General features: G+C 65.0%; 28 protein-coding genes. 21 read left to right on the plus strand and 7 right to left on the minus strand.

What is annotated here, in order from left to right; all coding sequences use genetic code 11:
* Window positions 1–10: 10 nt before the first annotated feature.
* Entirely contained in the window at window positions 11–928 is a 918-nt protein-coding gene (locus ABIB99_RS05560; RefSeq protein WP_028147449.1) for an ABC transporter permease subunit, read from the minus strand.
* Window positions 929–1,217: 289 nt separating this feature from the next.
* Here ABIB99_RS05560 and ABIB99_RS05565 point away from each other — a divergent pair, with 289 nt between their 5' ends.
* Together ABIB99_RS05565 and ABIB99_RS05570 are read left to right on the plus strand one after the other, a co-directional pair.
* Window positions 1,218–1,376, plus strand: a complete 159-nt coding sequence (locus tag ABIB99_RS05565; protein ID WP_166091448.1) for a hypothetical protein — start codon at window positions 1,218–1,220, stop codon at window positions 1,374–1,376.
* A 182-nt stretch (window positions 1,377–1,558) separates the two neighbouring features.
* Window positions 1,559–2,095, plus strand: a complete 537-nt coding sequence (locus ABIB99_RS05570; protein ID WP_354175025.1) for a hypothetical protein — start codon at window positions 1,559–1,561, stop codon at window positions 2,093–2,095.
* Here the strand turns inward: ABIB99_RS05570 and ABIB99_RS05575 are convergent.
* The 3 genes from ABIB99_RS05575 to ABIB99_RS05585 all read right to left on the minus strand — a co-directional run bounded on the left by ABIB99_RS05575 (window position 2,057) and on the right by ABIB99_RS05585 (window position 4,676).
* On the minus strand, window positions 2,057–2,449 hold the full coding sequence (locus ABIB99_RS05575) for a carboxymuconolactone decarboxylase family protein (protein WP_354175026.1): 393 nt from the start codon (window positions 2,447–2,449) through the stop codon (window positions 2,057–2,059). The genes ABIB99_RS05570 and ABIB99_RS05575 overlap by 39 nt on opposite strands.
* A 13-nt stretch (window positions 2,450–2,462) precedes the next feature.
* Complete coding sequence (gene pcaD, locus ABIB99_RS05580) at window positions 2,463–3,245, minus strand: 3-oxoadipate enol-lactonase (protein ID WP_354175027.1); 783 nt, start codon at window positions 3,243–3,245, stop codon at window positions 2,463–2,465.
* 75 nt (window positions 3,246–3,320) lie between these two features.
* Window positions 3,321–4,676, minus strand: a complete 1,356-nt coding sequence (locus tag ABIB99_RS05585) for a 3-carboxy-cis,cis-muconate cycloisomerase (protein WP_166342478.1) — start codon at window positions 4,674–4,676, stop codon at window positions 3,321–3,323.
* Window positions 4,677–4,845: 169 nt separating this feature from the next.
* On the opposite strand from ABIB99_RS05585, the gene ABIB99_RS05590 reads away from it, so the two are divergent.
* From ABIB99_RS05590 to adhP, 11 genes are all read left to right on the plus strand, one after another.
* Window positions 4,846–5,292, plus strand: coding sequence for an SRPBCC family protein (locus tag ABIB99_RS05590; RefSeq protein WP_071912467.1), 447 nt, complete (start codon window positions 4,846–4,848; stop codon window positions 5,290–5,292).
* A gap of 149 nt (window positions 5,293–5,441) precedes the next feature.
* Window positions 5,442–5,927: a (2Fe-2S)-binding protein gene (locus ABIB99_RS05595; RefSeq protein ID WP_014494194.1), complete on the plus strand. Its 486-nt coding sequence runs from the start codon at window positions 5,442–5,444 to the stop codon at window positions 5,925–5,927.
* Between the two features lie 32 nt (window positions 5,928–5,959).
* Window positions 5,960–6,766 (plus strand): FAD binding domain-containing protein, encoded by an 807-nt coding sequence (locus ABIB99_RS05600; protein ID WP_014494195.1) that lies wholly within the window; start codon window positions 5,960–5,962, stop codon window positions 6,764–6,766.
* 62 nt (window positions 6,767–6,828) lie between these two features.
* Complete coding sequence (locus ABIB99_RS05605) at window positions 6,829–7,737, plus strand: AAA family ATPase (protein WP_028147443.1); 909 nt, start codon at window positions 6,829–6,831, stop codon at window positions 7,735–7,737.
* A 140-nt stretch (window positions 7,738–7,877) separates the two neighbouring features.
* On the plus strand, window positions 7,878–9,080 hold the full coding sequence (locus ABIB99_RS05610; RefSeq protein ID WP_354175028.1) for a vWA domain-containing protein: 1,203 nt from the start codon (window positions 7,878–7,880) through the stop codon (window positions 9,078–9,080).
* An 11-nt stretch (window positions 9,081–9,091) separates the two neighbouring features.
* On the plus strand, window positions 9,092–9,415 hold the full coding sequence (locus ABIB99_RS05615; RefSeq protein WP_007602422.1) for an XdhC family protein: 324 nt from the start codon (window positions 9,092–9,094) through the stop codon (window positions 9,413–9,415).
* 2 nt (window positions 9,416–9,417) lie between these two features.
* The gene (locus ABIB99_RS05620) at window positions 9,418–10,119 is read left to right on the plus strand and encodes an XdhC family protein (protein ID WP_354175029.1); all 702 of its coding nucleotides are present in this window, start codon (window positions 9,418–9,420) and stop codon (window positions 10,117–10,119) included.
* Window positions 10,116–11,720, plus strand: coding sequence for an NTP transferase domain-containing protein (locus ABIB99_RS05625; protein ID WP_354175030.1), 1,605 nt, complete (start codon window positions 10,116–10,118; stop codon window positions 11,718–11,720). Before ABIB99_RS05620 ends, ABIB99_RS05625 begins: the two co-directional genes overlap by 4 nt.
* A 227-nt stretch (window positions 11,721–11,947) precedes the next feature.
* Window positions 11,948–12,337, plus strand: coding sequence for a DUF4189 domain-containing protein (locus tag ABIB99_RS05630; RefSeq protein ID WP_028158473.1), 390 nt, complete (start codon window positions 11,948–11,950; stop codon window positions 12,335–12,337).
* 131 nt (window positions 12,338–12,468) lie between these two features.
* Window positions 12,469–12,879 (plus strand): DUF2000 family protein, encoded by a 411-nt coding sequence (locus ABIB99_RS05635; RefSeq protein ID WP_354175031.1) that lies wholly within the window; start codon window positions 12,469–12,471, stop codon window positions 12,877–12,879.
* 136 nt (window positions 12,880–13,015) lie between these two features.
* Window positions 13,016–14,041 carry an alcohol dehydrogenase AdhP gene (gene adhP, locus ABIB99_RS05640; protein WP_247309404.1) on the plus strand — a complete coding sequence of 342 codons (1,026 nt, stop codon included), beginning with the start codon at window positions 13,016–13,018 and terminating at the stop codon, window positions 14,039–14,041.
* A 118-nt stretch (window positions 14,042–14,159) separates the two neighbouring features.
* On the opposite strand, the gene ABIB99_RS05645 is transcribed toward adhP, so the two are convergent.
* From ABIB99_RS05645 to ABIB99_RS05655, 3 genes are read right to left on the minus strand one after another with little or no spacing between them, the layout of a single operon-like run.
* Entirely contained in the window at window positions 14,160–14,573 is a 414-nt protein-coding gene (locus ABIB99_RS05645) for a GFA family protein (protein WP_354175032.1), read from the minus strand.
* A gap of 15 nt (window positions 14,574–14,588) precedes the next feature.
* Complete coding sequence (locus ABIB99_RS05650) at window positions 14,589–15,062, minus strand: SRPBCC family protein (RefSeq protein WP_354175033.1); 474 nt, start codon at window positions 15,060–15,062, stop codon at window positions 14,589–14,591.
* Window positions 15,059–15,394, minus strand: a complete 336-nt coding sequence (locus ABIB99_RS05655; protein ID WP_354175034.1) for an ArsR/SmtB family transcription factor — start codon at window positions 15,392–15,394, stop codon at window positions 15,059–15,061. Before ABIB99_RS05655 ends, ABIB99_RS05650 begins: the two co-directional genes overlap by 4 nt.
* Before the next feature lie 109 nt (window positions 15,395–15,503).
* On the opposite strand from ABIB99_RS05655, the gene ABIB99_RS05660 reads away from it, so the two are divergent.
* The 8 genes from ABIB99_RS05660 (at window position 15,504) to ABIB99_RS05695 (ending at window position 22,869) form a co-directional block, all read left to right on the plus strand.
* Window positions 15,504–16,193 carry a TetR/AcrR family transcriptional regulator gene (locus tag ABIB99_RS05660; protein ID WP_354175035.1) on the plus strand — a complete coding sequence of 230 codons (690 nt, stop codon included), beginning with the start codon at window positions 15,504–15,506 and terminating at the stop codon, window positions 16,191–16,193.
* Window positions 16,190–16,978: an HlyD family secretion protein gene (locus ABIB99_RS05665; RefSeq protein ID WP_354175036.1), complete on the plus strand. Its 789-nt coding sequence runs from the start codon at window positions 16,190–16,192 to the stop codon at window positions 16,976–16,978. Before ABIB99_RS05660 ends, ABIB99_RS05665 begins: the two co-directional genes overlap by 4 nt.
* On the plus strand, window positions 16,975–17,907 hold the full coding sequence (locus ABIB99_RS05670) for an ABC transporter ATP-binding protein (RefSeq protein ID WP_354175037.1): 933 nt from the start codon (window positions 16,975–16,977) through the stop codon (window positions 17,905–17,907). The genes ABIB99_RS05665 and ABIB99_RS05670 overlap by 4 nt, the downstream gene beginning before the upstream one ends.
* Window positions 17,904–19,067 (plus strand): ABC transporter permease, encoded by a 1,164-nt coding sequence (locus ABIB99_RS05675; RefSeq protein WP_135215457.1) that lies wholly within the window; start codon window positions 17,904–17,906, stop codon window positions 19,065–19,067. Before ABIB99_RS05670 ends, ABIB99_RS05675 begins: the two co-directional genes overlap by 4 nt.
* Before the next feature lie 29 nt (window positions 19,068–19,096).
* Complete coding sequence (locus ABIB99_RS05680) at window positions 19,097–20,404, plus strand: adenylate/guanylate cyclase domain-containing protein (protein WP_231142266.1); 1,308 nt, start codon at window positions 19,097–19,099, stop codon at window positions 20,402–20,404.
* Between the two features lie 112 nt (window positions 20,405–20,516).
* Entirely contained in the window at window positions 20,517–20,714 is a 198-nt protein-coding gene (locus ABIB99_RS05685; RefSeq protein WP_354175038.1) for a hypothetical protein, read from the plus strand.
* Window positions 20,715–20,846: 132 nt separating this feature from the next.
* Window positions 20,847–21,578, plus strand: coding sequence for a GntR family transcriptional regulator (locus tag ABIB99_RS05690; protein ID WP_135215459.1), 732 nt, complete (start codon window positions 20,847–20,849; stop codon window positions 21,576–21,578).
* Window positions 21,579–21,627: 49 nt separating this feature from the next.
* Window positions 21,628–22,869 carry an MFS transporter gene (locus tag ABIB99_RS05695; RefSeq protein ID WP_354175039.1) on the plus strand — a complete coding sequence of 414 codons (1,242 nt, stop codon included), beginning with the start codon at window positions 21,628–21,630 and terminating at the stop codon, window positions 22,867–22,869.
* The last annotated feature ends 8 nt before the right edge of the window (window positions 22,870–22,877 follow it).

Raw genomic sequence — 22,877 nt, forward strand, 5'->3', positions numbered from 1 at the left:
GCGGCGACCGTCAGACTTTTTCGACTTCGGGACGGCCAAGCAGGCCGGTCGGCATGAAGATCAGCACGACGATCAGGATCGAGAACGCCGCGACGTCCTTGTACTCGACCGAGAAATAGGCCGACCAGAATGTCTCGATCAGGCCGATCGCAAGACCGCCCAGCATGGCGCCAGGCAGCGAGCCGATGCCGCCGAGCACGGCCGCGGTGAACGCCTTGATGCCGGCGACGAAGCCCATGAAGAAATCCACCAGGCCGTAATAGAGCAGGTACATCAGGCCCGCGACTGCGGCGAGTGCTGCGCCGATCACGAAGGTCATGGAGATGGTGCGGTCGACGTTGACGCCGAGCAGCGCCGCCATGGTCTGGTCCTGCTCGCAGGCGCGCATGTCGCGGCCGAGCCGGGTGCGCGACACCAGCCAGGTGAAGATCCCAAGCAGCACGATGGTGGTGAGAACCACCATGATCTGGATGTTGGAGAGCTGGATCACAAAACCGTCCGCGCTTTCGTGCAGCGTATAGCCGCCGGTGATGAAGGGCGGAATCGGCTTGACGCGCGCGCCCTGCGCGACCTGCGAGTAATTGGTCAGCACGAAGGACATGCCGATCGCCGACAGCATCGGGGCGAGGCGGAAGGAATGACGCAGGGGCCGGTAGGCGATGCGCTCGATGGTCCAGCCATAGAGCGCGGTGATCGCCATCGACACCAGCAGCACCACCAGCAGGATCACCGGGATCGCGGTCAGGCCGAGCGAGATCAGGATCAGGAAGGTGATCAGGGCGATGAAGCCGCCGATCATGAAGACATCGCCATGGGCGAAATTGATCATCCCGACGATGCCGTAGACCATCGTATAGCCGATGGCGATCAGGCCGTAGATCGAGCCCAGAACGAGACCGTTGATGAGCTGCTGGGCGAAATAATCCATGGGCTGCCGTTACCAAACCTGACGCGGCTCAAAGGGAGCTCTTCGAGAGAAAGTGTGATTGAGTTTCTTCTCGGGCCCCGGCAGCCCCTAAGCATTCTTCTCGTTTTGTAACAGGAGGGAACTGGTGGCTGCAACTGGCCATGCCTCGACACAAAGGCTTGTACAGAGGTCATTTCGCTACGGATGTCATTTCGGTTCCGCAGGTGCGAGGAACCGGGTTCCGCAAAGCAACCAAACTGAATCCCGGCCGTTGTCTCTCCTCTGAGGTCCAACAAGGGAGTTCCCCCAAATGTCGAAGCAGCAAGATCAGAATCCGGGCCAGCAGACTCAGAAACCCGGGCAGCAGCAGGGTGGCGGGCAGAAACCCGGACAGCAGCAGCAGGATCCGCAGCGCCAGGGCGAGAAGCCCGGCCAGCAACAGGGCGGCCAGCACGGTCAGGACAAGTAGTTTCGGAGCCCGGACGTGAAGAGGGCCCCGCCGGGAGGCGGGGCCTTTTTCCTTGGGCGCGCCGCCCGGCGGGCCGGTTAAGGTAAACAAAGGGTTTAAATTGCCGCCATAGTCTGATGCGAGTTAGCTCCTCGGCAAAGCCTTCCGATGGAAGGCGCGCAGCGAGCGAAGCGGGAAGCGGCATGTTCAGGAATTGGCGGATCGGTTCGGTCAACGGCGCCCTGCTGGCGGCCTATTTCATCCCGGCCTGGACGCTCGTGGCCTTCAACATCATGGTGGCACCGGTGCACGGCCTCTACGAGCGGCCGAGTGTCGCGGTGGCGCTGTTCCTCAGCGACCATCTTCAGATGGCGGGGATGAGCACGGTGCGTGCCGCCTGGCTGCTGGCGCTGGGCCGGCTGACGGTGGTGGCGTTCTTTGCCATCTATCTCGCGCTTCTGTGCATTCCCCGCGTCCGCAAGAATGGCGGCAGCGACGAGGCGCTCGGCATTGCGCTTGCGATCGGCAGCCTCATTTCGTTTACGAGCATGTTGATGGCCTCGAAGGTCGGCGAGATGGCCGCGCTCCGGCTGCATGCCACCGAGCTCCTGTTGCTGCTCGGCGCTGCCATCGTGGTGGTGATTGAACGGCCCGCGCCGGCGCCCAAGAACGTTCGGGAGACCGTCGAGACCGCCGCGCCGCTAGCTCTTGAGCAGGCCGAGCTCCTGCACAATGGCTGAGGCTTCCTTGACGGCGTGGTTCGCCGCCGGCACGCCGCAATAGATTGCCTGCTGAAGCAGGATTTCCTTGATGTCGTCGGGGGTGAAGCCGCCCTCTGCGAGCGCCGCGCGCACATGCAGGCGGAATTCGTCCCATTGCCCCAGCGCGACCATGGTGCCGATCACGAGCACGCGCCGCGTACGCTCGTCGAAACGCGGCCGCGTCCAGATCTCGCCCCAGGCGTAGCGCGTGATCATGTCCTGGAAGTCGGTGTTGAAGGCATTGCGGCCCGCGATCGACTTGTCGACCCAGGCATTGCCCAAAACCTTCCGGCGCACATTCATGCCGGCATCGCGGCGCTTCTGGTCGTCCATGTTTTTTCTCCGGCTAGCGCTGCGTCAGGAAACCCACCACCGCGTCGGTGAACGCGTGCGGCTGCTCGACATTTGAAATGTGCGCGGCGTCGATGATGGTCATGCTGGCGCCGGGAATGTTCGAGCGGATCAGCTCACCCGCCGAGATCGGCGTCGCCATGTCGTGGCGGCCGGCGATCACCAGCGTCGGGCTTTTGATCTTGGGCAGCAGCTCGCGCTGATCGAGCGTCGACAGCGCCTCGCAGCAGGCGAGATAGCCCTCGACGGGGGAGGCGAGCAGCATCGACTTCATCTTCGCCGTGATCTGCGGCTCACGCTCGCGGAAATCCTGGGTCAGCCAGCCCGCGATCACGGCATCGGCCACCGCGGCGATGCCGCCCTTCTTTACCGCGTCGATGCGCTCCAGCCATTTGGTCGGCTCGGCGTAGTAGCAAGAGGTGTTGGCGAGGATGAGCTTGCCGAACCGCTCCGGCGCATTGGCCCCTAGCCACTGCCCGACCATGCCGCCCATCGACAGGCCGCACCAATGCACCTTCTCGATGTTGAGATCGTCGAGGATCGCCAGCACGTCGCGGCCGAAGCGCTCCATCGTATAGGGGGCGGGCGGAACGTTGGACTTGCCGTGGCCGCGGCGGTCATAGCGGATGACGCGGAACACCTGCGTCAACGCCTTCATCTGCGGCTCCCACATCTGAAGCGTGCAGCCGAGCGAATTGGACAGCATCAGCGTCGGCCCGCCGTCGCGGCCCTCGACGGAGACGTTGATCAGGCAACCGTCGGCATCGATCATGGGCATGCTGGGCGTCTCCGTTCTGGAGCATGATCCGGAAAAGTGTGGAGCGGTTTTCCGAAAAAGATCATGCTCAAACAATTAATCTCGCTCGAGGCTGTCGAGCAGCCGGTCGATCAGGGCTTGGGAAGCCCCTTGATAGGCCATCGGCTCGAACAATGCCGCAATTTTTTCCGGCGGCAGATGCGCGGTGACCTGCGAATCGGCCGCGAGAACCTCGCGCAAATGCTTCTTTTCGGCGACCGCGCGCTTGCTCGCGGCCTCGATCAAATGATGCGCATCGCTCTTGCCGATCTTGTCGGCCAGCGCAAACGTAACGGCTTCCGCCATGATGAGCCCATGCGTCGTATCGAGATTGCTGCGCATGCGCGCGGCATCGACGTCGAGGCCCTCCGCGATGTCGAGGATGGCGGCGAGCGCGCCCGAGGTGACCAGCATCAATTGCGGCAACGTCGGCCATTCCGCGTGCCAGGGGCCGGCGCTGCGCTCGTGGTCCTGCACCTGGGCTGCAAAAATCGTCGCGGCGAGCTGCGGCGCCATGGTCGCACAGCCCAGCGCGCTCGCGGCCGCGACAGGGTTGCGCTTGTGCGGCATGGTCGAGGAGCCACCGCGGCCTTCGCCGGCGGGCTCGAACGCTTCGCCAACATCGGTCTGCATCATCAGCGAGACGTCGCGCGCGATCTTGCCGCAGCTTCCGGCGAGAATCGCAAAGCATGATGCGGCTTCCGCGATCCGGTCGCGATGGGTGTGCCAGGGCGCTTCCGGCAGCGGCAGGTTGAGCTCCTGCGCCAATCGCTCTGCAACGACGAGCCCCTTGTCGCCGAGGGCCGCGAGCGTGCCGGCGGCACCGCCGAATTGCAGCGCAAGGCCCTCGCGGGAGAGCCGCCGCAGGCGGCAGCGGGCGCGGGCGAGGCTTGATGCGTATTCCGCGGCCTTGAGCCCGAACGGCATCGGCAGCGCGTGCTGGAGCCAGGTCCGCGCCACCATGGCGGTGTTGCGATGGCTCCGCGCCAGGGCGGCAAAGCCCTTGATGGCGCGGCTGAGATCGGCATCGAGCGCATCGATGCCGGCGCGAAGCGTGAGCATGGTCGCGGTGTCGATGACGTCCTGGCTCGTCGCGCCCCAATGGACGTAGCGCGCGGCCTCCGCATCGGCCTTGCCGACATTGGCGGTCAGCGCCTTGACCAGGGGAATCGCGAGATTGCCGGATCGCGTCGCGGCCTCGCCCAGAGCGGCCATGTCAAAGGTATCGGCCCTGCACGCAGCTTCGATCGGACCCACCGCGGATGCGGGAATCACATCCGTGGCGGCCTCGGCGCGTGCCAGGGCTGCCTCGAAATCGAGCATGTTCTGGAGGGTCGACCGGTCGTCGCAGACCGCGCGCATGGCTGGGCTCGACAGCATCGGCGCGAGCAGGGGGGAGAGGGCTGTGCTCATGTTGCGCGGGACCTAATCACCATGCCCCGGCTCTGCCAATCCCAAACCATCGGCGCAAAGCTTTTTGCAGTTGCGAATATGCATTGCACGTGGCCGGGGGCTGCCCTTTCCTTTGCGGCCTCCGTGCGTTACTTGAGCACATTATAGCGAAGCATCCGGGAGGTACCCCATGGCCATGACGATGAACGGCGAAGTCCAGCTTGCGGCGCCGCGCGAGGCCGTGTGGGAGAAGCTCAACAATCCCGAGGTGCTGAAGGCCTGCATCCCCGGCTGCGAGGAGCTGGAGAAGACCGACGACGGCGGCTTTCGCGCGACGGCGAAAATGAAGGTCGGGCCGGTGTCGGCGCGCTTCAAGGGCAAGGTCACACTCTCCGATCTCGACCCGCCGAACGGCTACAAGATCTCCGGCGAAGGCGAGGGCGGGGTGGCCGGCTTCGCCAAGGGCGGCGCTGTGGTCAAGCTCGCGGAGAAGGACGGCGGTACGCTGCTCTCCTACGAGGTCGAGGCGCAGATCGGCGGCAAGTTGGCGCAGCTCGGCCAGCGCCTCATCAACGGCACCGCCAAGAAACTGGCCGACGAATTTTTCGCGAACTTCGCCAAGGCGGTACAGGGCTAGCGGTACAGGGCTGAAGGCTATCGCCTTTCGGCATGGCGCCTTGCGTCCGGGGCGATGTTGCCCCCGGGCATAATGGCCCATATGATAGGTTGGAATAATTATAAGAACCGCTTCGACGGGACCCGTCGGGGCGCTGATAGAGAGTGCTTATGGCAAAAATCTCCCTCATCGTGAACGGCAATCCTGTCACGGCCAACGTCGATCCCCGCACCCTGCTGGTGCAGTTCCTGCGCGAGAATCTGCGCCTGACCGGCACCCATGTCGGCTGCGACACCTCGCAGTGCGGCGCCTGTGTCGTGCATCTCGACGGCAAGGCCGTGAAGTCCTGCACCACGCTGGCCGTGATGGCCGACGGCCACGAGGTCAAGACGATCGAGGGACTGGCCGCCGACGGCGCTCCGCTGCATCCGATGCAGGAGGCCTTCCGCGAGCACCATGGCCTGCAGTGCGGCTTCTGCACGCCGGGCATGATCATGACGGCGATCGACATCGTCCATCGTAAGGGTCACGAGCTCGACGATCACACCATCCGTGAGGAGCTGGAAGGCAATCTCTGCCGTTGCACCGGCTACCAGAACATCGTCGCTTCGATCTCCGCCGGCGCCAAGGCGATGGCGAAATCCGATCTCGCCTAACCGCGCGCGCATTCTGCGATCAGGACATTCAGATGTACGAATTCAAATACCATCGCCCTGGGACCGTTCGCCAGGCGGCCAACCTCCTGGTGAAGAACGAAGACGCCAAGGTGATCGCCGGCGGCCACACGCTGATTCCCGTCATGAAGCAGCGTCTGGCGAGCCCCCCGCATCTGGTCGACCTCTCCCATATCGAGGGGCTCAACACGATCGAGATGAAGGGCCGCGCGCTCGTGATCGGCGCCACCGCGAGGCATGCCGAGGTCGCGAGCTCTGCGATCGTCGGTGAGGCGATCCCGGCACTGGCCAATCTTGCCAGCCAGATCGGCGACCCCGCTGTGCGTCACAAGGGCACGATCGGCGGCTCGCTCGCCAACAACGATCCGACCGCGGACTATCCGGCCGCGGTGCTCGCGCTCGGCGCCACCATCGTCACCAACAAGCGCCGCCTCAAGGCGGAAGAGTATTTCCAGGGCCTGTTCACGACGGCGCTCGAAGCCGACGAGATCATCACCAAGGTGATGTTCCCGCTGCCGAAGAAGGCGGCCTACATCAAGTTCCGCAACCAGGCCTCGCGCTATGCGCTGGTCGGCGTGTTCGTGGCGCGGCGTCCTTCGGACGTGCGCGTCGCCGTCACCGGTGCCGGCTCCGAAGGCGTGTTCCGCGTCACCGCGTTCGAGGAAGCCCTGAAGAAGCGCTTCGCCGCGAAGGCGCTCGACGGCATCGAGGTGCCGGCGGAAGGCCTCAACAGCGACATCCATGGCAGCGCCGAATACCGTGCGCATCTCATCGGGGTGCTGACGCGGCGTGCCCTCGATGCCGCCAACGCCAAGGAGTGAGTGAACCTCACGCCTCGGCCCAAACTTGTCCCCGGTGAGGGCGTAGCGAGACTGGCTTTTTCATGACTCTCACGGCCCTGCCGGCATCGGTCGATGCGATGCTCGAACTCTTGACTTCGCGCGGTTATCTCGCGGAGCGATCGCTGGCGACGGTGACCTATCTGTCGCTGCGCATGGGCCGGCCGCTGTTCCTCGAGGGCGAAGCCGGCGTCGGCAAGACCGAGATCGCAAAGGTGCTGTCGGCGGCGCTGGGGCGGAAGCTGATCCGCCTGCAGTGCTACGAGGGCCTCGACGTCTCCTCCGCCGTCTACGAGTGGAACAGCGCCGCACAGATGATTGCGATCCGGATGGCGGAAGCCGCCGGCGACACCGACCGCGATCAGCTCTCGTCCGATATCTTCGCCGACCGCTACATGATCAAGCGGCCTTTGCTCCAGGCGCTGGAGCCCGACGTCGCGGGACCGCCGGTGCTGCTGATCGACGAGCTCGACCGCGCCGACGAGGCGTTCGAGGCATATCTGCTCGAAATTCTCAGCGACTTCCAGGTGACCATTCCCGAATTCGGCACCGTGAAGGCGCCGCATCCGCCGATCGTCATCATCACCTCCAACCGCACGCGCGAGATCCATGACGCGCTGAAGCGGCGCTGTCTCTATCACTGGGTCGACTATCCCGAAGCCGAGCGCGAGCTCGCGATCGTCAAGACGCGCGTGCCCGGCATCTCCGCCAAGCTGTCGCAACAGGTCGTGCGTTTCGTCCAGGCGCTGCGCAACCAGGATTTCTACAAGTCGCCGGGTGTCGCCGAGACCATCGATTGGGCCACCGCGCTGTCGGAGCTCGACGCCCGCTCGCTGACCCCGCAAGTGGTCGGCGACACGCTGGGCGCGCTGCTCAAGTACCAGGACGATATCACCCGGATGCAGGGCGACGCCCTGCAAAAGGTGCTGAAGGAAGCGACGAGCGAGAATTGATCTTGCGCCACTAGTACTCCGGTCATTCCGGGGCGACGCGCAGCGTCGAGCCCGGAATCCATAACCACGATCGGGAGTATGGATTCCGGGCTCGCGCCTAACGGCGCGCCCCGGAATGACGAGGGGATGGATACGAGACCATGGCCATCAACCACCTTGCGCCCGACCAGACCGAGCAGTTCGCCGACAACATCGTCGGCTTCGCCCGCGCGTTGCGTGCAGCCAGCATGCCGGTCGGGCCGGGCGCCGTCATCGATGCCATGAGCGCGCTCCAGGTGATCGACATCGGCAACCGCGCCGACGTCTTCACCACGCTGGAGGCGATCTTCGTCAAGCGCCACGAGCATGCGCTGATCTTCAGGCAGGCCTTCAACCTGTTCTTCCGCGCCTCGGAAGAGTGGAAGCACATGCTGGATTCGGTGCCGTTGCCGGAGCAGGCCAAGAAGAAGCCGCAGGCCGGCTCCCGCCGCGTGCAGGAGGCGATGTCGCAGCCGCGGATGACGGAGACGCCGCAGCACCAGGAGCAGGATTTGCGCCTGTCGGTCTCCGACAAGGAGATCCTTCAGAAGAAGGATTTTGCGCAGATGAGCGCGGCTGAGATTACCGAAGCGCTCCGCGCCGTCGAGCGGATGCGGCTGCCGCAGGCCGAGCTTCTGACGCGCCGGCACCGGCCCGATGCCCGCGGGCTTCGTCTCGATTTGCGCCGCACGCTGCGCGCGTCCTTGCGCACCGGCGGTGACATCATCGACATCCATCGCCTCGGGCGCATCGAGAAGCCGGCGCCGATCGTCGCGTTGCTCGATATCTCGGGCTCGATGAGCGAGTACACCCGCCTGTTCCTGCATTTCCTGCATGCCATCGGGGATGCCCGCAAGCGCGTCTCGGTGTTCCTGTTCGGCACGCGACTAACCAACGTCACCCGCGCGCTGCGCCAGCGCGACCCCGATGAGGCGCTGGCAAGCTGCTCGGCCTCGGTCGAGGACTGGGCCGGCGGCACCCGGATTTCGGCCTCGCTGCACAACTTCAACAAATTGTGGGCGCGGCGCGTGCTGAGCCAGGGCGCCATCGTGCTACTGATCTCCGACGGGCTGGAGCGGGAGGCCGATTCCAAGCTCGCCTTCGAGATGGACCGGCTGCACCGGTCCTGCCGGCGGCTGATCTGGCTCAACCCGCTTCTGCGGTTCGGCGGCTTCGAGGCCAAGGCGCAGGGCATCAAAATGATGCTTCCGCACGTTGACGAATTCCGCCCGGTACATAATTTGAGTTCGATCCAGGAGCTGATCACCACGCTCTCCCGGCCGCTGCCGCCGCATCACCGCAGCCTGATCCGTTCCGCAGCTTGAGAGGTTAAGCCATGCTCGATCGCGACGAGGATATTCTGAAGGCGGCGGAGGATTGGCAGAAGGCCGGCCGGGGCGTCGCGCTGGCCACCGTTGTCGAGACCTGGGGCTCGGCGCCGCGCCCCGCGGGCTCGAGCCTCGTCATCAACGACGAGGGCACGTTTCTGGGGTCGGTGTCCGGCGGCTGCGTCGAGGGCGCCGTGGTCACCGAGGCCATGGACGTGATCCAGAGCGGCAAGCCCAGGATGCTGGAGTTCGGCGTTGCCGATGAGACGGCCTGGAATGTCGGGCTGTCCTGCGGCGGCACCATTCGCGTCTTCGTCGAGAAGGTCGGTTAGCCGTGAAGCTCGCAATCCTGCACGAACTCAATGCCGAGCGCGCCGCGCGCCGGCCTGCGATCCTGGTGACCGACACCGAGACCGGCGAGCAGCGCCTGGTGAAGGCTGCGGATTTTGCAAAAGACCCGCTGCGCACTGAGCTGGACAAGCAGCTTCGCATGGGCAAGAGCGCCAGTGTCGAAGCCGGCGGCAAAAAGCTGTTCCTCAACGTCTACGCGCCGACCGCGAAGCTCGTCATCGTCGGCGCGGTCCATATCAGCCAGGCCCTGGCGCCGCTGGCGCGCTCGCTCGGCTACGACGTTACCGTGGTCGATCCCCGCACGGCCTTTGCGAGCGCGGAGCGCTTCCCTGACATTCCCCTGGTCGCCGAGTGGCCCGACACGGCGCTGCCGCCGCTCAATGTCGATGCCTACACGGCTTTCGTCGCGGTGACGCACGATCCGAAGATCGACGATCCCGCGCTGTTGCACGCCTTCGAGCGCAACTGCTTCTATATCGGCGCGCTCGGCTCGCGGAAGACGCATGCCAAGCGCGGCGACCGGCTGCGCGCGCAGGGCGCCAAGGACAGCGACATCGCGCGCATCCACGCGCCCATTGGGCTGGCGATCGGCGCGGTCTCGCCGTCCGAGATCGCGGTGTCGATCATGGCCGAGATCACGGCGGTGCTGCGCCTGCCTCCCAAAGAAAAAGAAGAAGCGGCATGAAATTCGGACCGGCGAGCCCCAAGGATGCGATCGGCGGGGTGACCGTCCACACCCTGCGCCAGGGTCCGCTGGTGCTGAAGAAAGGCACGACGATCGGCCCGGCCGAGGTCGAGGCGCTGACGCGCGCCGGCATCAAGGACGTCGTGGTGGTGCGCATGGAGGAGGGTGACGTCTCCGAGGATGTCGCCGCCGCCAGCATCGCGCTGGCCGTCGGCGGCGAGGGCATTCATGTCGAGCGCGCCTTCACCGGCCGCGCCAATCTGTTCGCCGCGCGCCCGGGCGTGCTGGTGATCGACCGCGCCGCGGTCGACCGCATCAACAATATCGACGAGGCCATCACCTTCGCGACGCTCACCGCCTACAAGCCGGTGGTCGAGGGCGAGATGGTCGGCACCGTCAAGATCATCCCGTTCGGCGTCGAAGGCAATTTGCGCGATGCCGCGGTGAAGGCGGCGGGCAGGGACGTGCTGAAGATCGCGCCCTACGTCGTCAAGCGCGTCGGCGTGGTCTCGACGCTGCTGCCGGGCCTCTCGTCGAAGGTGATCGACAAGACGCTGCGCGTCACCGCCGAGCGGCTCGCGCCGGCCGGCGCCAGCATCATTGCCGAGCGGCGCGTGCAACATGAGGAACGGGCGCTGTCGGCCGCGATCAAGGAATTGCTCGGGCTTGGCGCCGAGCTCGTGATCGTGTTCGGGGCGTCCGCGATCGCCGACCGCCGCGACGTGATTCCGGCGGCCGTCACCGGGATCGGCGGCGAGATCGAGCATTTCGGTATGCCGGTCGATCCCGGCAATTTGCTGCTGATCGCGCGGGCCGGCGGGGTGCCGGTGCTGGGCGCGCCGGGCTGCGCACGCTCGCCGGTCGAGAACGGTTTTGACTGGGTGCTGATGCGGCTGCTCGCCGGCATCAAGGTGACGCGTTCCGAGTTGATGGGCATGGGCGTCGGCGGCCTCCTGATGGAGATCGTCACGCGGCCGCAGCCGCGCGCAGAACCCGCGATCGAGGGCAACAGCCAGGTCGCGGCCATCGTGCTCGCGGCGGGCCGCTCGACCCGGATGGGTGGACCGAACAAGCTGCTCGCCGAGCTCGACGGCAAGAAGCTGGTGCGGATCGCGACCGAGCAGGCGCTGGCCTCCAAGGCCTCCGAGGTGATCGTCGTCACCGGCCATCAGACCGAGCTGGTCGAGCAGGCGCTGCAAGGCTTGAAGGTGAAGTTCGTCCGCAACCCGGATTTCGCCGGCGGCATCGCGAGCTCGGTCAAGGCTGGCATCGCGGCCGTGCCTGAGGCTTGCGACGGCGCCGTGGTCTGTTTGGGCGACATGCCGTTGATCGATGCCGGCCTGATCGACCGTCTCATCGACGGCTTTGCGCCGGACCGGGGCAACCTCATCGTCGTGCCCGTCAGCGAGGGCCGCCGCGGCAATCCCGTGCTGTGGTCGCGCCGCTTCTTTAGGGAATTGATGACGCTCGACGGCGACGTCGGCGCGCGCCATCTGATCGCCAAGCACACCGAGGCGGTGGCCGAACTCCCCGTGGATGGCGAGAGCGCCTTCCTCGACATCGACACGCCGCAGGCGCTGGAAGCGGCACGGCGGGGATAGTGCCGTAGGGTGGGCAAAGCGACTTGTCCGCCGTAGCTCGTAGAGCGAAGGCGGAAGCGTGCCCACCAATTTTGAATGATGGTGTGGATGGATGGTGGGCACGGCGCTTTGCGCCTTTGCCCACCCTACGGCACTCTCATTCGTTCGATTTCAACCCCTCGTTCACCATCTGGAAACGACCACCGCTTAGAGTCCCTTCCACCTGCCTTGGGGGGAGGGGTTTTTCCATGGCTTCGAATGTCGTCGCGCGCCGTTGCGCGATGTTTTTCTTTGCGCTGTCGGTTTGTGTCGCCGGCGCTCGCTACATCACGGATGCGCATGCTGCCGGTGCGTTTGCGGTCGGCAAGTGCGGGGCCTATGGCCAGGCTTTTGATTACGGCGCCGAGCGCGAGGCCCGTGCAGCGGCACAGAAGCAGTGCAAGGGCGACTGCACGACCGTGACCATGAAGCGTGCCTGCGCGGCGATGTCGGTCGATATGGCCAACCCGTGCGGCGCGTATGGCTATGCCGTCAAGCCGAAGATATCGGCCTCGCTCAACGCCGCCACGCGCGAATGCTACAAATACGGCGGCAAGGAATGCGTGATCCGCGCCTGGGCCTGCGACGCCAAGGGTTGAATTTCTCTTGCTGTCATTCCGGGGCGATGCGTAGCATCGAACCGGGAATCCATTCGTCCACCGACTCTGTGGCCCGATGGATTCCGGGCTCGCGCCTTCGGCGCGCCCCGGAATGACAGTTCGAGGTATGCATGCAGCTCGACACCAAGATCGCGGTCGTGATCCGCACCGATCTTCAGGTCTGGCAGAAGCTCAACGTCGCGTCGTTTCTCACCAGCGGAATTGCCGCGGCCTTTCCGGACTGTATCGGCGAGCCCTATGAGGACGGTTCGGGCACGAAGTACCACGCGCTGATCGGCCAGCCGATCCTGATCTACGGTGCCGATGGTGCCGCGCTGTCACGCGCGCTCGACCGTGCGCTCTCGCGCAATGTGACGGCGGCCCTTTACACCGAGGACATGTTCAAGACCACGCGCGATGCCGCCAACCGCGAAGCGGTGAGGGCGGTTGAGCGCACCGATCTCAATCTCGTCGGCATCGCGATGCGCGCTGAGCGCAAGGTGATCGACAAGATCGTCGACGGTCTGAAGTTCCATAGCTAGCGGTACTTCAAGCGGCCTCGTCTTCGCGGTGTCGTGATGGTTCCTGCGACGGATAAACTTGCGTTCTTTGACTCCAATCAAGGGGGCGCCGCCCGGCATCGCTAGTCTGCCCTCTGTATTGCAATGGAGCAGACACATGCCGACCATGAAAGCCGCCATCGTCAAACAATTCGGCAAGCCGTTGGTGATCGAGGACGTGCCGGTGCCGCAGCCCGGTCTCGGCGAGGTTTTGGTCAAGGTGAAAGCGTGCGGCGTCTGCCACACCGATCTGCACGCAGCTTCCGGCGACTGGCCGGTGAAGCCGGTTCCGCCCTTCATTCCCGGGCATGAGGTGGCGGGAACCGTCGCTGCACTCGGGCCAGGTGTGAAAAATCTGAAGGTCGGCGATGCCGTCGGCGTCGCCTGGCTGCACGACGCGTGCATGGCTTGCGAATATTGCGAGACCGGCTGGGAAACGCTGTGCGAGCACCAGCACAACACCGGCTACAGCGTGAACGGCGGCTTTGCCGAATATGTCATCGCCTCGGCTGCCTTTGCCGCAAAGCTCCCGGCAACTATCGATTTCGCCGCCGTCGCGCCGATCCTGTGTGCCGGCGTCACCACCTACAAGGGATTGAAGGAGACCGACGCTCGGCCCGGCGAGTGGGTCGCCATCTCCGGCGTCGGCGGGCTCGGCCATGTCGCGATCCAGTACGCCAAGGCGATGGGGTTCAAGGTCGCAGCCGTCGACATCGCCGAGGACAAGCTCAAGCTCGCACGCGAGACCGGCGCCGATCTCGCGGTCAACGCGCTGGAGGCCGATGCGGTGGACAAGGTTGTGGCAGCAACCGGGGGCGGGGCCCACGGTGTGCTGGTGACGGCGGTCTCGACCTCGGCGTTCGCGCAGGCGCTGAAGATGGTGCGTCGCAAGGGCACCGTCAGCTTGGTCGGCCTGCCGCCGGGCGAATTCCCGACGCCGATCTTCGATGTCGTGCTCAAGCGTATCACCGTGCGTGGCTCCATCGTCGGCACCCGCAGGGATCTCGACGAGGCCATCGCATTCGCCGCGGACGGCAAGGTCAAGGCCGAAGTAGCCAAGGTGCCGCTCGCGGAGATCAATAACGTCTTCGACCGGATGAAGGCCGGTAAGATCGACGGCCGCATGGTGCTCGACTTTGGCTAGAGCGTTTTCGAGCGAAGTGGATACCGGTTCGCGTAAGGAAAACGCGTCAAGACAAAAATCTAGAGCCCCGTTCCGATTCCATCGGAACTTCCATCGGAACGGAAGTGGCTCTAGTGCCTCACGCTGGCGGCATGGTCTCGAATTTCGGCAGGTCCGGATCGAGACGATCCCAATCATGTCCGCGAGCAGCGTAGGTCACCACCTGCGGCTTGTAGCGGGCGGGCTCGTCGAGGCTTGCGGCGCGGATGGTGAAGATGTCGGGCATTGCGGCGAAGGTCATGTAGACCGGCAAGCCGCACTGCGTGCAGAAGCCGCGCGTCTTCACATTGCCGCTGTCGCCGACCATGTCCCAATGCTTCGCCTCGCCCGTCACCGTGACGCCGGCGCGCGCGAAGGTCATGTACGAGCCGTGGCCGCCGCCGCTTTCGCGCTGGCAATCCCGGCACTGGCAGTGATTGCTGAACAGCGGCTCACCGAGAATCGAATAGCGGATCGCGCCGCAGGCGCAGCCGCCGGTAAAAGGCTTGGTCATCGAAAGATCTCCCACTCACTTCTCGCCACTGATCTCGTCGAGCTGGCGGACGACCTTCTTCCAGCCGCCGCTCATAACCGTGTAGGCCGACTCGTTCCTGGGCATGACGAAGCCCGCATGCACCAGGCGGATCCGCGTGCCGGCTTCGACCGGGGTGAGGGACCACGTCACGACGGTATCGAGCGGCGCGCCGTAGCCGGTGTTGCGTTCGTCGCCGCCCTTCCAGGCATAGACAAGGCGCCGGTTCGGTATCACTTCCAGAACCCGGCAATGGATAACGCCATCCCAGTTGCCGCCCGGCGTGGTCTGGAAGGTGAAGGCCTTGCCTTCGACGGCTTCGAAGCCAGTCGGCTGCATCAGCCAGCGCGCGATCAACTGGGCGCTGGTCAGCGTCTTCCAGATCGTCTCCGGCGCGTGAGGGAAGACCTCCTCCAAAACAATGTCTTGGACGCTGTCTTTTGTCCCGGCTCTGAACTCGGCTGCACTCACGGATCGATCTCCTTCAAGAGGTCACGCAGTTTCTGGAAGCGCTCGCGCCAGAACACGCCGTAATGGTCCATCCAGGTGACCAGCGGCTCGAGTCCTTGCGGCGCGGCGCGGTAATAGACGTTGCGGCCCTCGGCGCGCTCGGCGACGAGGCCGGCCTGCTTCAGCGACTTCAAATGCTGCGAGATCGCGCCCTGCGTCACGCCGCTGCCGCGGGTGAGCTCGGCGACGCTGATCTCCTTGCTCTCGAACACGCGCTCGAACACGGCACGGCGAGTCGGATCGGCGAGGGCGCGCATCACGGTCGTGACGGGATTTGGGGCGGCTTCGATCATGGATATTCGATTAGCATGTGCTAATGCATTAGTCAATACTAATTCGTTGGCTTGCATAAGGCTGGATCGCTGTCTTGACTATGACTGACCGGTCAGTCATAAACATGAGATGACAAAGAAGCCAACCAAAGCAGCCACGCCAACCGCAGCTCGTGCCGATGCGAAGGGCCGTGTGCCCGCCGACGCTGCGCCCGCTTCGAACCGTGCCACGCGTGCGGCCGAGCGTCGGTCGGCCATCGTGGAAGCGGCGATGGAGGAGTTCATCGCGCGCGGCTTTGCCGCGACGCGGCTCGATGACATCGCCAAGCGCGCCGGTGTCGCAAAGGGCACGATCTACCTGCACTTCAAGGACAAGGAATCGATGTTCGAGGAGCTCGTGCGCACGGTGATCGTGCCTGTGGTGGCCAAGCTGAATGCGCTGCCGCCGCCGACGGGCTCGGTGCGCGATCTCGTCGAGGCCTTTGCCGGTAACTTCCTCAAGGAGGTCATCGGCACGAGGCGCGGCGATCTCGTGCGATTGATCGTGGCGGAAGGGCCGCGCTTTCCGTCCGTCGCCGATTTCTACTATCGCGAGGTCGTCTCGCGCGGGATCGCCGGCATGCGCGCGCTGATCGAGCTCGGCATTGCCCGCGGCGAGATCCGCGAGAAGAACCTCGCGCGCTATCCGCAGATCCTGGTCGCACCCGCGATGATCGCGGTGATCTGGCAGAGCCTGTTTGCGCGGCACGCGCCGCTCGACGCCCAGGACATGCTGCGCGTCCATCTCGATCTGATTTTTGGCGAACGGAGGACGACATGAGGTCGTCACGAGCAATTTCTGTGTTTGCATTGGCTGTCGTCCTTGCAACCGGCCTTGCCGGTTGCAAGGACAAGCGCGATCGCGGATTTCAGGGTTGGGTCGAGGCCGACATGATCTTCGTCAGCCCGGACGAAGCGGGCCGGGTGACGAAGCTCAATGTGCGCGAGGGCGACGAGGTGAAGGTCGGCGATGCCCTCTATTCCGTCGACGACGATCTCCAGCTTGCCGACCTCAACCAGAACAAGGCGACACTGGCCAATGCGCAGCAGACCTATGATCGCGCGGCCTCGCTGAACAAGACCGGCTCCGGCACGCAGGCCAATCTCGATTCCGCCGTATCGTCCTTGCGTGTCGCCGAAGCGCGGGTCGCGACGTCGGAGACGCGAATGGCGCGGCGCAGGGGCTTTGCGCCCGTTGCCGGCACCATCCAGCAGATCTACTTCCGCGAGGGCGAGATGGTGGCGGCGCAGCGGCCGGTGCTCTCGATCATGCCGCCCGGCAACATGAAGCTGCGCTTCTTCGTTCCGGAGACCGAGTTGCCGAAGCTTGCGATCGGCGACACGGTGCGCATCTCTTGCGACAATTGCGCGGCGGATCTCACCGCAAAGATCTATTTCATCGCGACCTCGGCCGAATACACTCCGCCTGTCATCTACAGCCTCGATGAGCGCAACAAGCTGGTCTATTTGATCCAGGCGCGGCCCTCGCGGCCCGATGCCCTGCGGGTCGGACAGCCGATCGACGTCTATCTCCATCCAAAAACGCCGGTGGCGGACAAGCGATGAACGGCGGCAACGGCATCGCGATCGACGTCAAGGGCCTGACCAAATCGTTTGGCGGCCGCGAGGTCGTGCACGATCTGTCGATGCAGGTGAAGCGCGGCTCGATCTACGGCTTCCTCGGGCCGAACGGCTCGGGGAAGACCACCACCATCCGCATCCTCTGCGGCCTGCTCACGCCCGACAGCGGCGAGGGCACCTGCCTCGGCTACGACATCAGGCGCGATGCCGAAAAGATCAAGCGCCAGGTCGGCTACATGACCCAGCGCTTCAGCCTGTACCAGGACCTCTCGGTGCGCGAGAACCTCGAATTCGTCGCGCGACTCTATGGCCTCGCCGATCCACGCGGCGCCGCGCGCGACATGATCAAGCGGCTCGGGCTGTCGGGGCGTGAGGAGCAGCTTGCGGGCGAGCTCTCCGGCGGCTGGAAGCAGCGGCTCGCGCTCGGGGCCTGCACGCTGCCCAGTCCGAAACTGCTGCTGCTGGACGAGCCGACCGCCGGCGTCGATCCCAAGGCGCGGCGCGACTTCTGGAACGAGATCCATGCGCTCGCGGCCGACGGCCTCACCGTCCTGGTCTCGACCCACTACATGGACGAGGCCGAGCGCTGCCACGAGATCGCCTATATCGCCTACGGCCATCTGCTGGCGCACGGCACGGTCGAGGAGGTGATCGCGAAGTCCGCCCTGACGACCTACACCGTGACGGGCGAGGACCTCAACGGGCTCACGGCCGCGCTCACCGGCAAGCCCGGCGTGGACATGGTGGCGCCGTTCGGCACTTCGCTGCACGTTTCCGGGCGCGACGTCGCCGCGCTCGAGGCCAGCATCGCGCCGTGGCGCGAGAAGGGCGGCCTGCACTGGCACAAATCATCGCCCTCGCTCGAAGACGTGTTCATCGAATTGATGAGCCGTTCCAAGGATAATTTCCAATGAGCGCCGCCGATCATCCCGCACCCGCGCACGAGATCCGCGAGCGCTTCGGCTTCTGGAAGCGCTCCTATGCGATGCTGGTCAAGGAGTTCATCCAGCTCAAGCGCGACCGCGTCTCGTTCGCGATGATCGTGATGCTGCCGGTGATGCAGCTTCTGCTGTTTGGCTATGCCATCAACACCACGCCGCACAATCTGCCGAGCGCGGTGCTGCTCCAGGAGGATTCGGATCTTGCCCGCTCGGTGTTGAAGGCGCTGGAGAACACCGCCTATTTCCGCTTCATCTACGAGGTGCACGATGTCGACGATTTCGACAACCTGCTGAAATCGGGCAAGGTGCTGTTCGGCGTCGAGATTCCGCGCGGCTTCGAGCGGGCGGTGCGACGCGGCGACCGGCCGGCGCTGCTGGTTGCGGCCGACGCCACCGATCCCGTTGCGGCCAGCGCCGCGCTCGGCTCGCTCGGCATGGTCGTGCAGACCGCGCTTGCGCACGATCTCTATATCGGCAATCCGCCCGAGATGCCGTTCGAGATCCGCGCGCATGCGCGCTACAATCCGGCCGCGTCGTCCAGCCTCAATATCGTGCCGGGCCTCGTCGGCACCATTCTCACCATGACCATGCTGATCTTCACCGCGCTCTCGGTCACCCGCGAGGTCGAGCGGGGCACCATGGAGAGCCTGCTGTCGATGCCGATCAAGCCGGTCGAAGTGATGTTCGGCAAGATCGTTCCTTATGTGCTGGTTGGCTTCCTTCAGGCCTTCCTCATCATCGGGATCGGTGTCGGCTTGTTCGGCGTGCCCTTGCTCGGCAATCTGTTCCTGCTCGCGCTGCTGTCGACCTTGTTCATCGCCACCAATCTGTCGATTGGCTACACCATCTCGACGGTGGTGCAGAACCAGCTCCAGGCCATGCAGATGGCCATGATGTTCTTCCTGCCGAGCATTCTGCTCTCCGGATTCATGTTCCCGTTCGCCGGCATGCCGGTCTGGGCGCAATATCTCGGTGAATGCCTGCCGCTGACCCACTACTTGCGGATCGTCCGCGCCATCATGCTGAAGGGCGCGACCATGCAGAATTTGCACTTCGACGCGCTGGCGCTGGCGATCCTGATGCTGGTCGCCATGACCATCGCGGTGACGCGCTTCCGCCGCACGCTGGATTGAGGCACAATGCCCCGGAATCGAGGCGTGGAATGGTCAGGTTTGCCAGCAGGAAGACCCGGCAACATGCCGTGATGTCGGAGGAGTTCGAGCGCGAGCTGACGCGAGAAGTGCTGCGCACCGAGCTGTTGCGGGTGAGGGCGCTGATCACGACGGGCTGCGTCATGATCCTGTTCCTCACCGCAACCTACCTGATCGACCCTGCCATCGTGAACCGGGTCTGGCGCGGGACGGAGGGCTTGGTCCGCGAATACATGCTCTTGGGGGGCTTCATCCTCTTCGAGGTCTGGGTCCACAGCCAGATCAGGCGAAACCTCAAGCTCGATCGCGACCTGCCGGTGATCAGGCGCTATATCGGCGCTCTCATCGAAACGTCGCTGCCGACGATCATCCTGATTCTGCAGATTCGCAGCATGGGCGCTGGGCCCGCGCTCGGTTTCGTGCTGCCACTGGCCTATTTCATCTTCATCATTCTTTCGACGCTGCGGCTCGATTTCTGGCTGTCCACCTTCACGGGATTTGTGGCCGCAGCCGAACTCCTGGCCGTCGCGCTGTACTACAATTCGGCCAGCGAGGCTGGCGAACCGCTGATCTACTTTCACGCTGTGCGCAGCACCATCATCCTGATCTGCGGCGTGCTCGCCGGCTCCGTCGGCGCGCGGCTGCGGCGGCAATTTGCCGCGAGCATCGCGGCCGCCACCGCGCGTGATCGCGTCACCAACCTGTTCGGCCAGCACGTCTCGCCGCAGGTGGTGGAACGGCTGATGGCGGCGGGGCCCAGCGCGGGCGGCGACCTTCGCCGCGTCGCGGTGATGTTCGTCGATTTCCGCGGCTTCACCGCCAGCGCGCGGTTGCGCACTCCGCAGGAGGTGGTTGACCGGCTCGACGGTGCGTTCGCCGTGCTGGTCGACATCCTCGATCGTCAGGGCGGCATCGTGAACAAGTTTTTGGGCGATGGCTTCCTCGCCCTGTTCGGCGCGCCGCTGGAGGCCTCCGACGCCGCGCACCGCGCGGTTGCCGCGGGCCGCGAGATGCTGGCCGCGATGGACCGCATCAACGCGCAAACGAGCTGGCCGCTGCGGATCGGCATCGGCATCCATTTCGGCGAGGTCGTTGCCGGCAATATCGGCTCGCCCCGGCGCAAGGAGTACACGGTGATCGGCGACACCGTGAACTTCGCCTCGCGGCTGGAGGCACTCAACAAGGAGTTCGGCTCGCACCTGCTGATCTCCGCGTCCGTCCGCGAGGCGCTCGGCGACGACGGTGAGGACGCCGTCGCACTCGGCGAGGTCGCGATTCGCGGCTACGAGCACAAGGTGGCGGTGTTTCAACTGGGGTGAGGGTGCTCGCGTTTCGTTGAAGGCGCGTGATGAAATATCTCACGGCGATTTCCGCTCATATTGTCAGGACGCCGAAACCTCTCGGCTTCCGTTTGCCACGCGGAGAGAACCCATGACCCGATTGACCCTTGTCTCGGCCGCCCTGATCGCCGCCGCCGTCTATCAAACCCAGGCCGCAGCCGCTCGCGACGTCGCCCCGCGGCGCGCCTCGCCTCAGGCGGCTGCGGATTGCGTGAGGGCTCCGGCACAGGGCGCGTTTGCCTCAGCGCCCTACAAGCAGCCGCCCTGCACGCCGAAGGGAGCGAATTAACGCGCAAGGCGAGGTCGGGTTGGCAACGTCCGCCGGCCCGACCTCGCGTCCCCCGCGGGCATCGCCGGTTTCTCGATTGCGGTACCTTGGTAGTGCTTGACTCCTATTTCATCTAGTCATCTATATGACTATATGAATGCAGCCCCGCACGACGACCGCCTGCCACGCTACCAGCGCCTGCGCGACGACCTCGCCGCGCGGATCAACCGCAATGAATGGCGGCCGGGCGAGCCGATCCCGTCGGAGGCCGAGCTCGCGGCGCATTACGGCGTCGCCATCGGCACCGTGCGCAAAGCGATCGATCAGCTCGTTGCGGATGCCGTGCTGGAGCGCCAGCAGGGCCGCGGCACCTTCGTGCGCCGGGCGCGCTTCAACTCCTCGCTATTCCGCTTCTTCCGCTTCCAGTCCGAGAGCGGCGAGCGGCGCGTGCCGAAGAGCCGCATCATCCGGCGCAAGAGCGTTCCGGCGAATTCGGCCGTTGCGTCGGCGCTGCGCATCCCTGTCGGCGAGCCCGTGATCAGCCTGTCGCGTCTGCGCCTGATCGACGATGTACCGCTGCTCGCCGAAGAAATCTGGCTCCAGCAATCGCGCTTCGCGCCGATCCTGGAGATCGACACCGCCGAATTCGGCGACCTGCTTTATCCGCTCTACGAGGAGCGCTGCGGGGAGGTGGTGGTGTCGGCCGAGGAAATTCTGACGGTCGAAATGGCCAACGAGATGCAGGCCCGCCTGCTGCGCCTCGAAGCGCACGCACCATTGATCGTGATCGAGCGCCTCGCGCTCGATCTGGAGCGGCGGCCGATCGAATGGCGCAGGTCGCGGGGGCCGGCCGACCGGTTCCGCTACCACGCCGAGATCAGGTGAGAGCGACCTTTCAACGACATCAAGCAATAACGAATTCAAGGGAGAAACAATGCCAAACTGGTACAGCGAAAGCTCGCCGTTGGAGCGGCGCACGTTCTGGGCAAGCTTTGGCGGCTGGGCGCTGGATGCGCTCGACGTCCAGATGTTCGGCCTTGCCATCCCCGCGCTGATCGCGGCGTTCGGCATCAGCAAGGCGGACGCGGGCCTGCTCGGCTCGGTCACGCTGTTCTTCGGCGCGTTCGGCGGCTGGCTCGGCGGCGCACTCGGCGACCGTTTTGGTCGCGTCAAGGCACTTCAGATTACCGTTGCGACCTTTGCGCTCGCGACCTTCGCCTGCGCGTTCGCGATGACCTTCACCCAGCTCCTGATCCTGAAGGCGATCCAGGGCCTCGGTTTCGGCGCCGAATGGGCTTGCGGCGCGGTGCTGATGGCCGAGATCATCCGCCCCGAGCATCGCGGCAAGGCGCTGGGCTCGGTGCAGAGCGCCTGGGCCGTGGGGTGGGGCGCAGCCGTGCTGCTCTCGGCCCTCGTGTTCACTTATGCACCCGCCGACATCGCTTGGCGGCTGCTGTTTGCGCTGGGGCTGTTGCCCGCGCTCCTCATCATCTTCATCCGCCGCGGCTTGAAGGAGCCGCCGCGCGCGGTCGCAGCCGACAAGACGCCATTCTTCGCCACGCTCTCGGGCATCTTCCATCGCGACGTGTTGCGCTCGACGCTGATCGGAGGCCTGTTTGGCATCGGCGCCCACGGCGGTTACGCGGCCCTGACCACGTTCCTGCCGACATACTTGCGCGAAGTGCGGCATCTGTCGGTGCTGGGCTCCAGCGGCTATCTCGCAGTCATCATCGTTGCCTTCTTCTGCGGCTGCATCGCGAGCGGCATCATCAGCGACCGCATCGGCCGCAGGGCCAATGTCACCTTCTTCGCCAGCGCCTGCATCGTCACCGTGCTGATCTACATCTTCGCGCCGCTGACCAATGGCGAGATGCTGGTGCTCGGCTTTCCGCTCGGCTTCTTCTCCGCCGGCATTCCCGCCAGCATGGCGGCGCTGTTCAGCGAACTCTATCCGGCCGGCGTGCGCGGTACCGGCGTCGGCTTCTGCTACAATTTCGGCCGCATCGTCTCCGCCGCGTTCCCCTTCCTCGTGGGCTATCTCAGCGACCACATCGGGCTCGGACCGGCGATCGGCATCGATGCGGCCTTCGCCTATTCGCTGGTGCTGATCGCGGTGGTGCTGCTGCCCGAAACCCGCGGCAAGGTTTTCGAACAAGCCGTCGCGACGCGCGCCTGACGCCGGAT

This window comes from Bradyrhizobium sp. LA6.1, assembly GCF_040547805.1.
In the GTDB taxonomy this organism is placed as follows: Bacteria; Pseudomonadota; Alphaproteobacteria; order Rhizobiales; family Xanthobacteraceae; genus Bradyrhizobium; species Bradyrhizobium barranii.

Excerpts from the sequence above, each read along its gene's own strand:
- ABIB99_RS05605 (WP_028147443.1), top strand. The coding sequence starts at position 6,829 with ATGACTCTCACGGCCCTGCCGGCATCGGTCGATGCGATGCTCGAACTC.
- ABIB99_RS05630 (WP_028158473.1), top strand. The coding sequence starts at position 11,948 with ATGGCTTCGAATGTCGTCGCGCGCCGTTGCGCGATGTTTTTCTTTGCG.
- ABIB99_RS05670 (WP_354175037.1), top strand. The coding sequence starts at position 16,975 with ATGAACGGCGGCAACGGCATCGCGATCGACGTCAAGGGCCTGACCAAA.
- ABIB99_RS05665 (WP_354175036.1), top strand. The coding sequence starts at position 16,190 with ATGAGGTCGTCACGAGCAATTTCTGTGTTTGCATTGGCTGTCGTCCTT.
- ABIB99_RS05690 (WP_135215459.1), top strand. The coding sequence starts at position 20,847 with ATGAATGCAGCCCCGCACGACGACCGCCTGCCACGCTACCAGCGCCTG.
- ABIB99_RS05610 (WP_354175028.1), top strand. The coding sequence starts at position 7,878 with ATGGCCATCAACCACCTTGCGCCCGACCAGACCGAGCAGTTCGCCGAC.
- ABIB99_RS05590 (WP_071912467.1), top strand. The coding sequence starts at position 4,846 with ATGGCCATGACGATGAACGGCGAAGTCCAGCTTGCGGCGCCGCGCGAG.
- ABIB99_RS05625 (WP_354175030.1), top strand. The coding sequence starts at position 10,116 with ATGAAATTCGGACCGGCGAGCCCCAAGGATGCGATCGGCGGGGTGACC.
- ABIB99_RS05615 (WP_007602422.1), top strand. The coding sequence starts at position 9,092 with ATGCTCGATCGCGACGAGGATATTCTGAAGGCGGCGGAGGATTGGCAG.
- ABIB99_RS05695 (WP_354175039.1), top strand. The coding sequence starts at position 21,628 with ATGCCAAACTGGTACAGCGAAAGCTCGCCGTTGGAGCGGCGCACGTTC.
- ABIB99_RS05685 (WP_354175038.1), top strand. The coding sequence starts at position 20,517 with ATGACCCGATTGACCCTTGTCTCGGCCGCCCTGATCGCCGCCGCCGTC.
- ABIB99_RS05645 (WP_354175032.1), bottom strand. The coding sequence starts at position 14,573 with ATGACCAAGCCTTTTACCGGCGGCTGCGCCTGCGGCGCGATCCGCTAT.
- pcaD (WP_354175027.1), bottom strand. The coding sequence starts at position 3,245 with ATGCCCATGATCGATGCCGACGGTTGCCTGATCAACGTCTCCGTCGAG.
- ABIB99_RS05585 (WP_166342478.1), bottom strand. The coding sequence starts at position 4,676 with ATGAGCACAGCCCTCTCCCCCCTGCTCGCGCCGATGCTGTCGAGCCCA.
- ABIB99_RS05560 (WP_028147449.1), bottom strand. The coding sequence starts at position 928 with ATGGATTATTTCGCCCAGCAGCTCATCAACGGTCTCGTTCTGGGCTCG.
- ABIB99_RS05635 (WP_354175031.1), top strand. The coding sequence starts at position 12,469 with ATGCAGCTCGACACCAAGATCGCGGTCGTGATCCGCACCGATCTTCAG.
- ABIB99_RS05660 (WP_354175035.1), top strand. The coding sequence starts at position 15,504 with ATGACAAAGAAGCCAACCAAAGCAGCCACGCCAACCGCAGCTCGTGCC.
- ABIB99_RS05575 (WP_354175026.1), bottom strand. The coding sequence starts at position 2,449 with ATGGACGACCAGAAGCGCCGCGATGCCGGCATGAATGTGCGCCGGAAG.
- ABIB99_RS05600 (WP_014494195.1), top strand. The coding sequence starts at position 5,960 with ATGTACGAATTCAAATACCATCGCCCTGGGACCGTTCGCCAGGCGGCC.
- ABIB99_RS05655 (WP_354175034.1), bottom strand. The coding sequence starts at position 15,394 with ATGATCGAAGCCGCCCCAAATCCCGTCACGACCGTGATGCGCGCCCTC.
- ABIB99_RS05570 (WP_354175025.1), top strand. The coding sequence starts at position 1,559 with ATGTTCAGGAATTGGCGGATCGGTTCGGTCAACGGCGCCCTGCTGGCG.
- adhP (WP_247309404.1), top strand. The coding sequence starts at position 13,016 with ATGCCGACCATGAAAGCCGCCATCGTCAAACAATTCGGCAAGCCGTTG.
- ABIB99_RS05565 (WP_166091448.1), top strand. The coding sequence starts at position 1,218 with ATGTCGAAGCAGCAAGATCAGAATCCGGGCCAGCAGACTCAGAAACCC.
- ABIB99_RS05675 (WP_135215457.1), top strand. The coding sequence starts at position 17,904 with ATGAGCGCCGCCGATCATCCCGCACCCGCGCACGAGATCCGCGAGCGC.
- ABIB99_RS05595 (WP_014494194.1), top strand. The coding sequence starts at position 5,442 with ATGGCAAAAATCTCCCTCATCGTGAACGGCAATCCTGTCACGGCCAAC.
- ABIB99_RS05680 (WP_231142266.1), top strand. The coding sequence starts at position 19,097 with ATGGTCAGGTTTGCCAGCAGGAAGACCCGGCAACATGCCGTGATGTCG.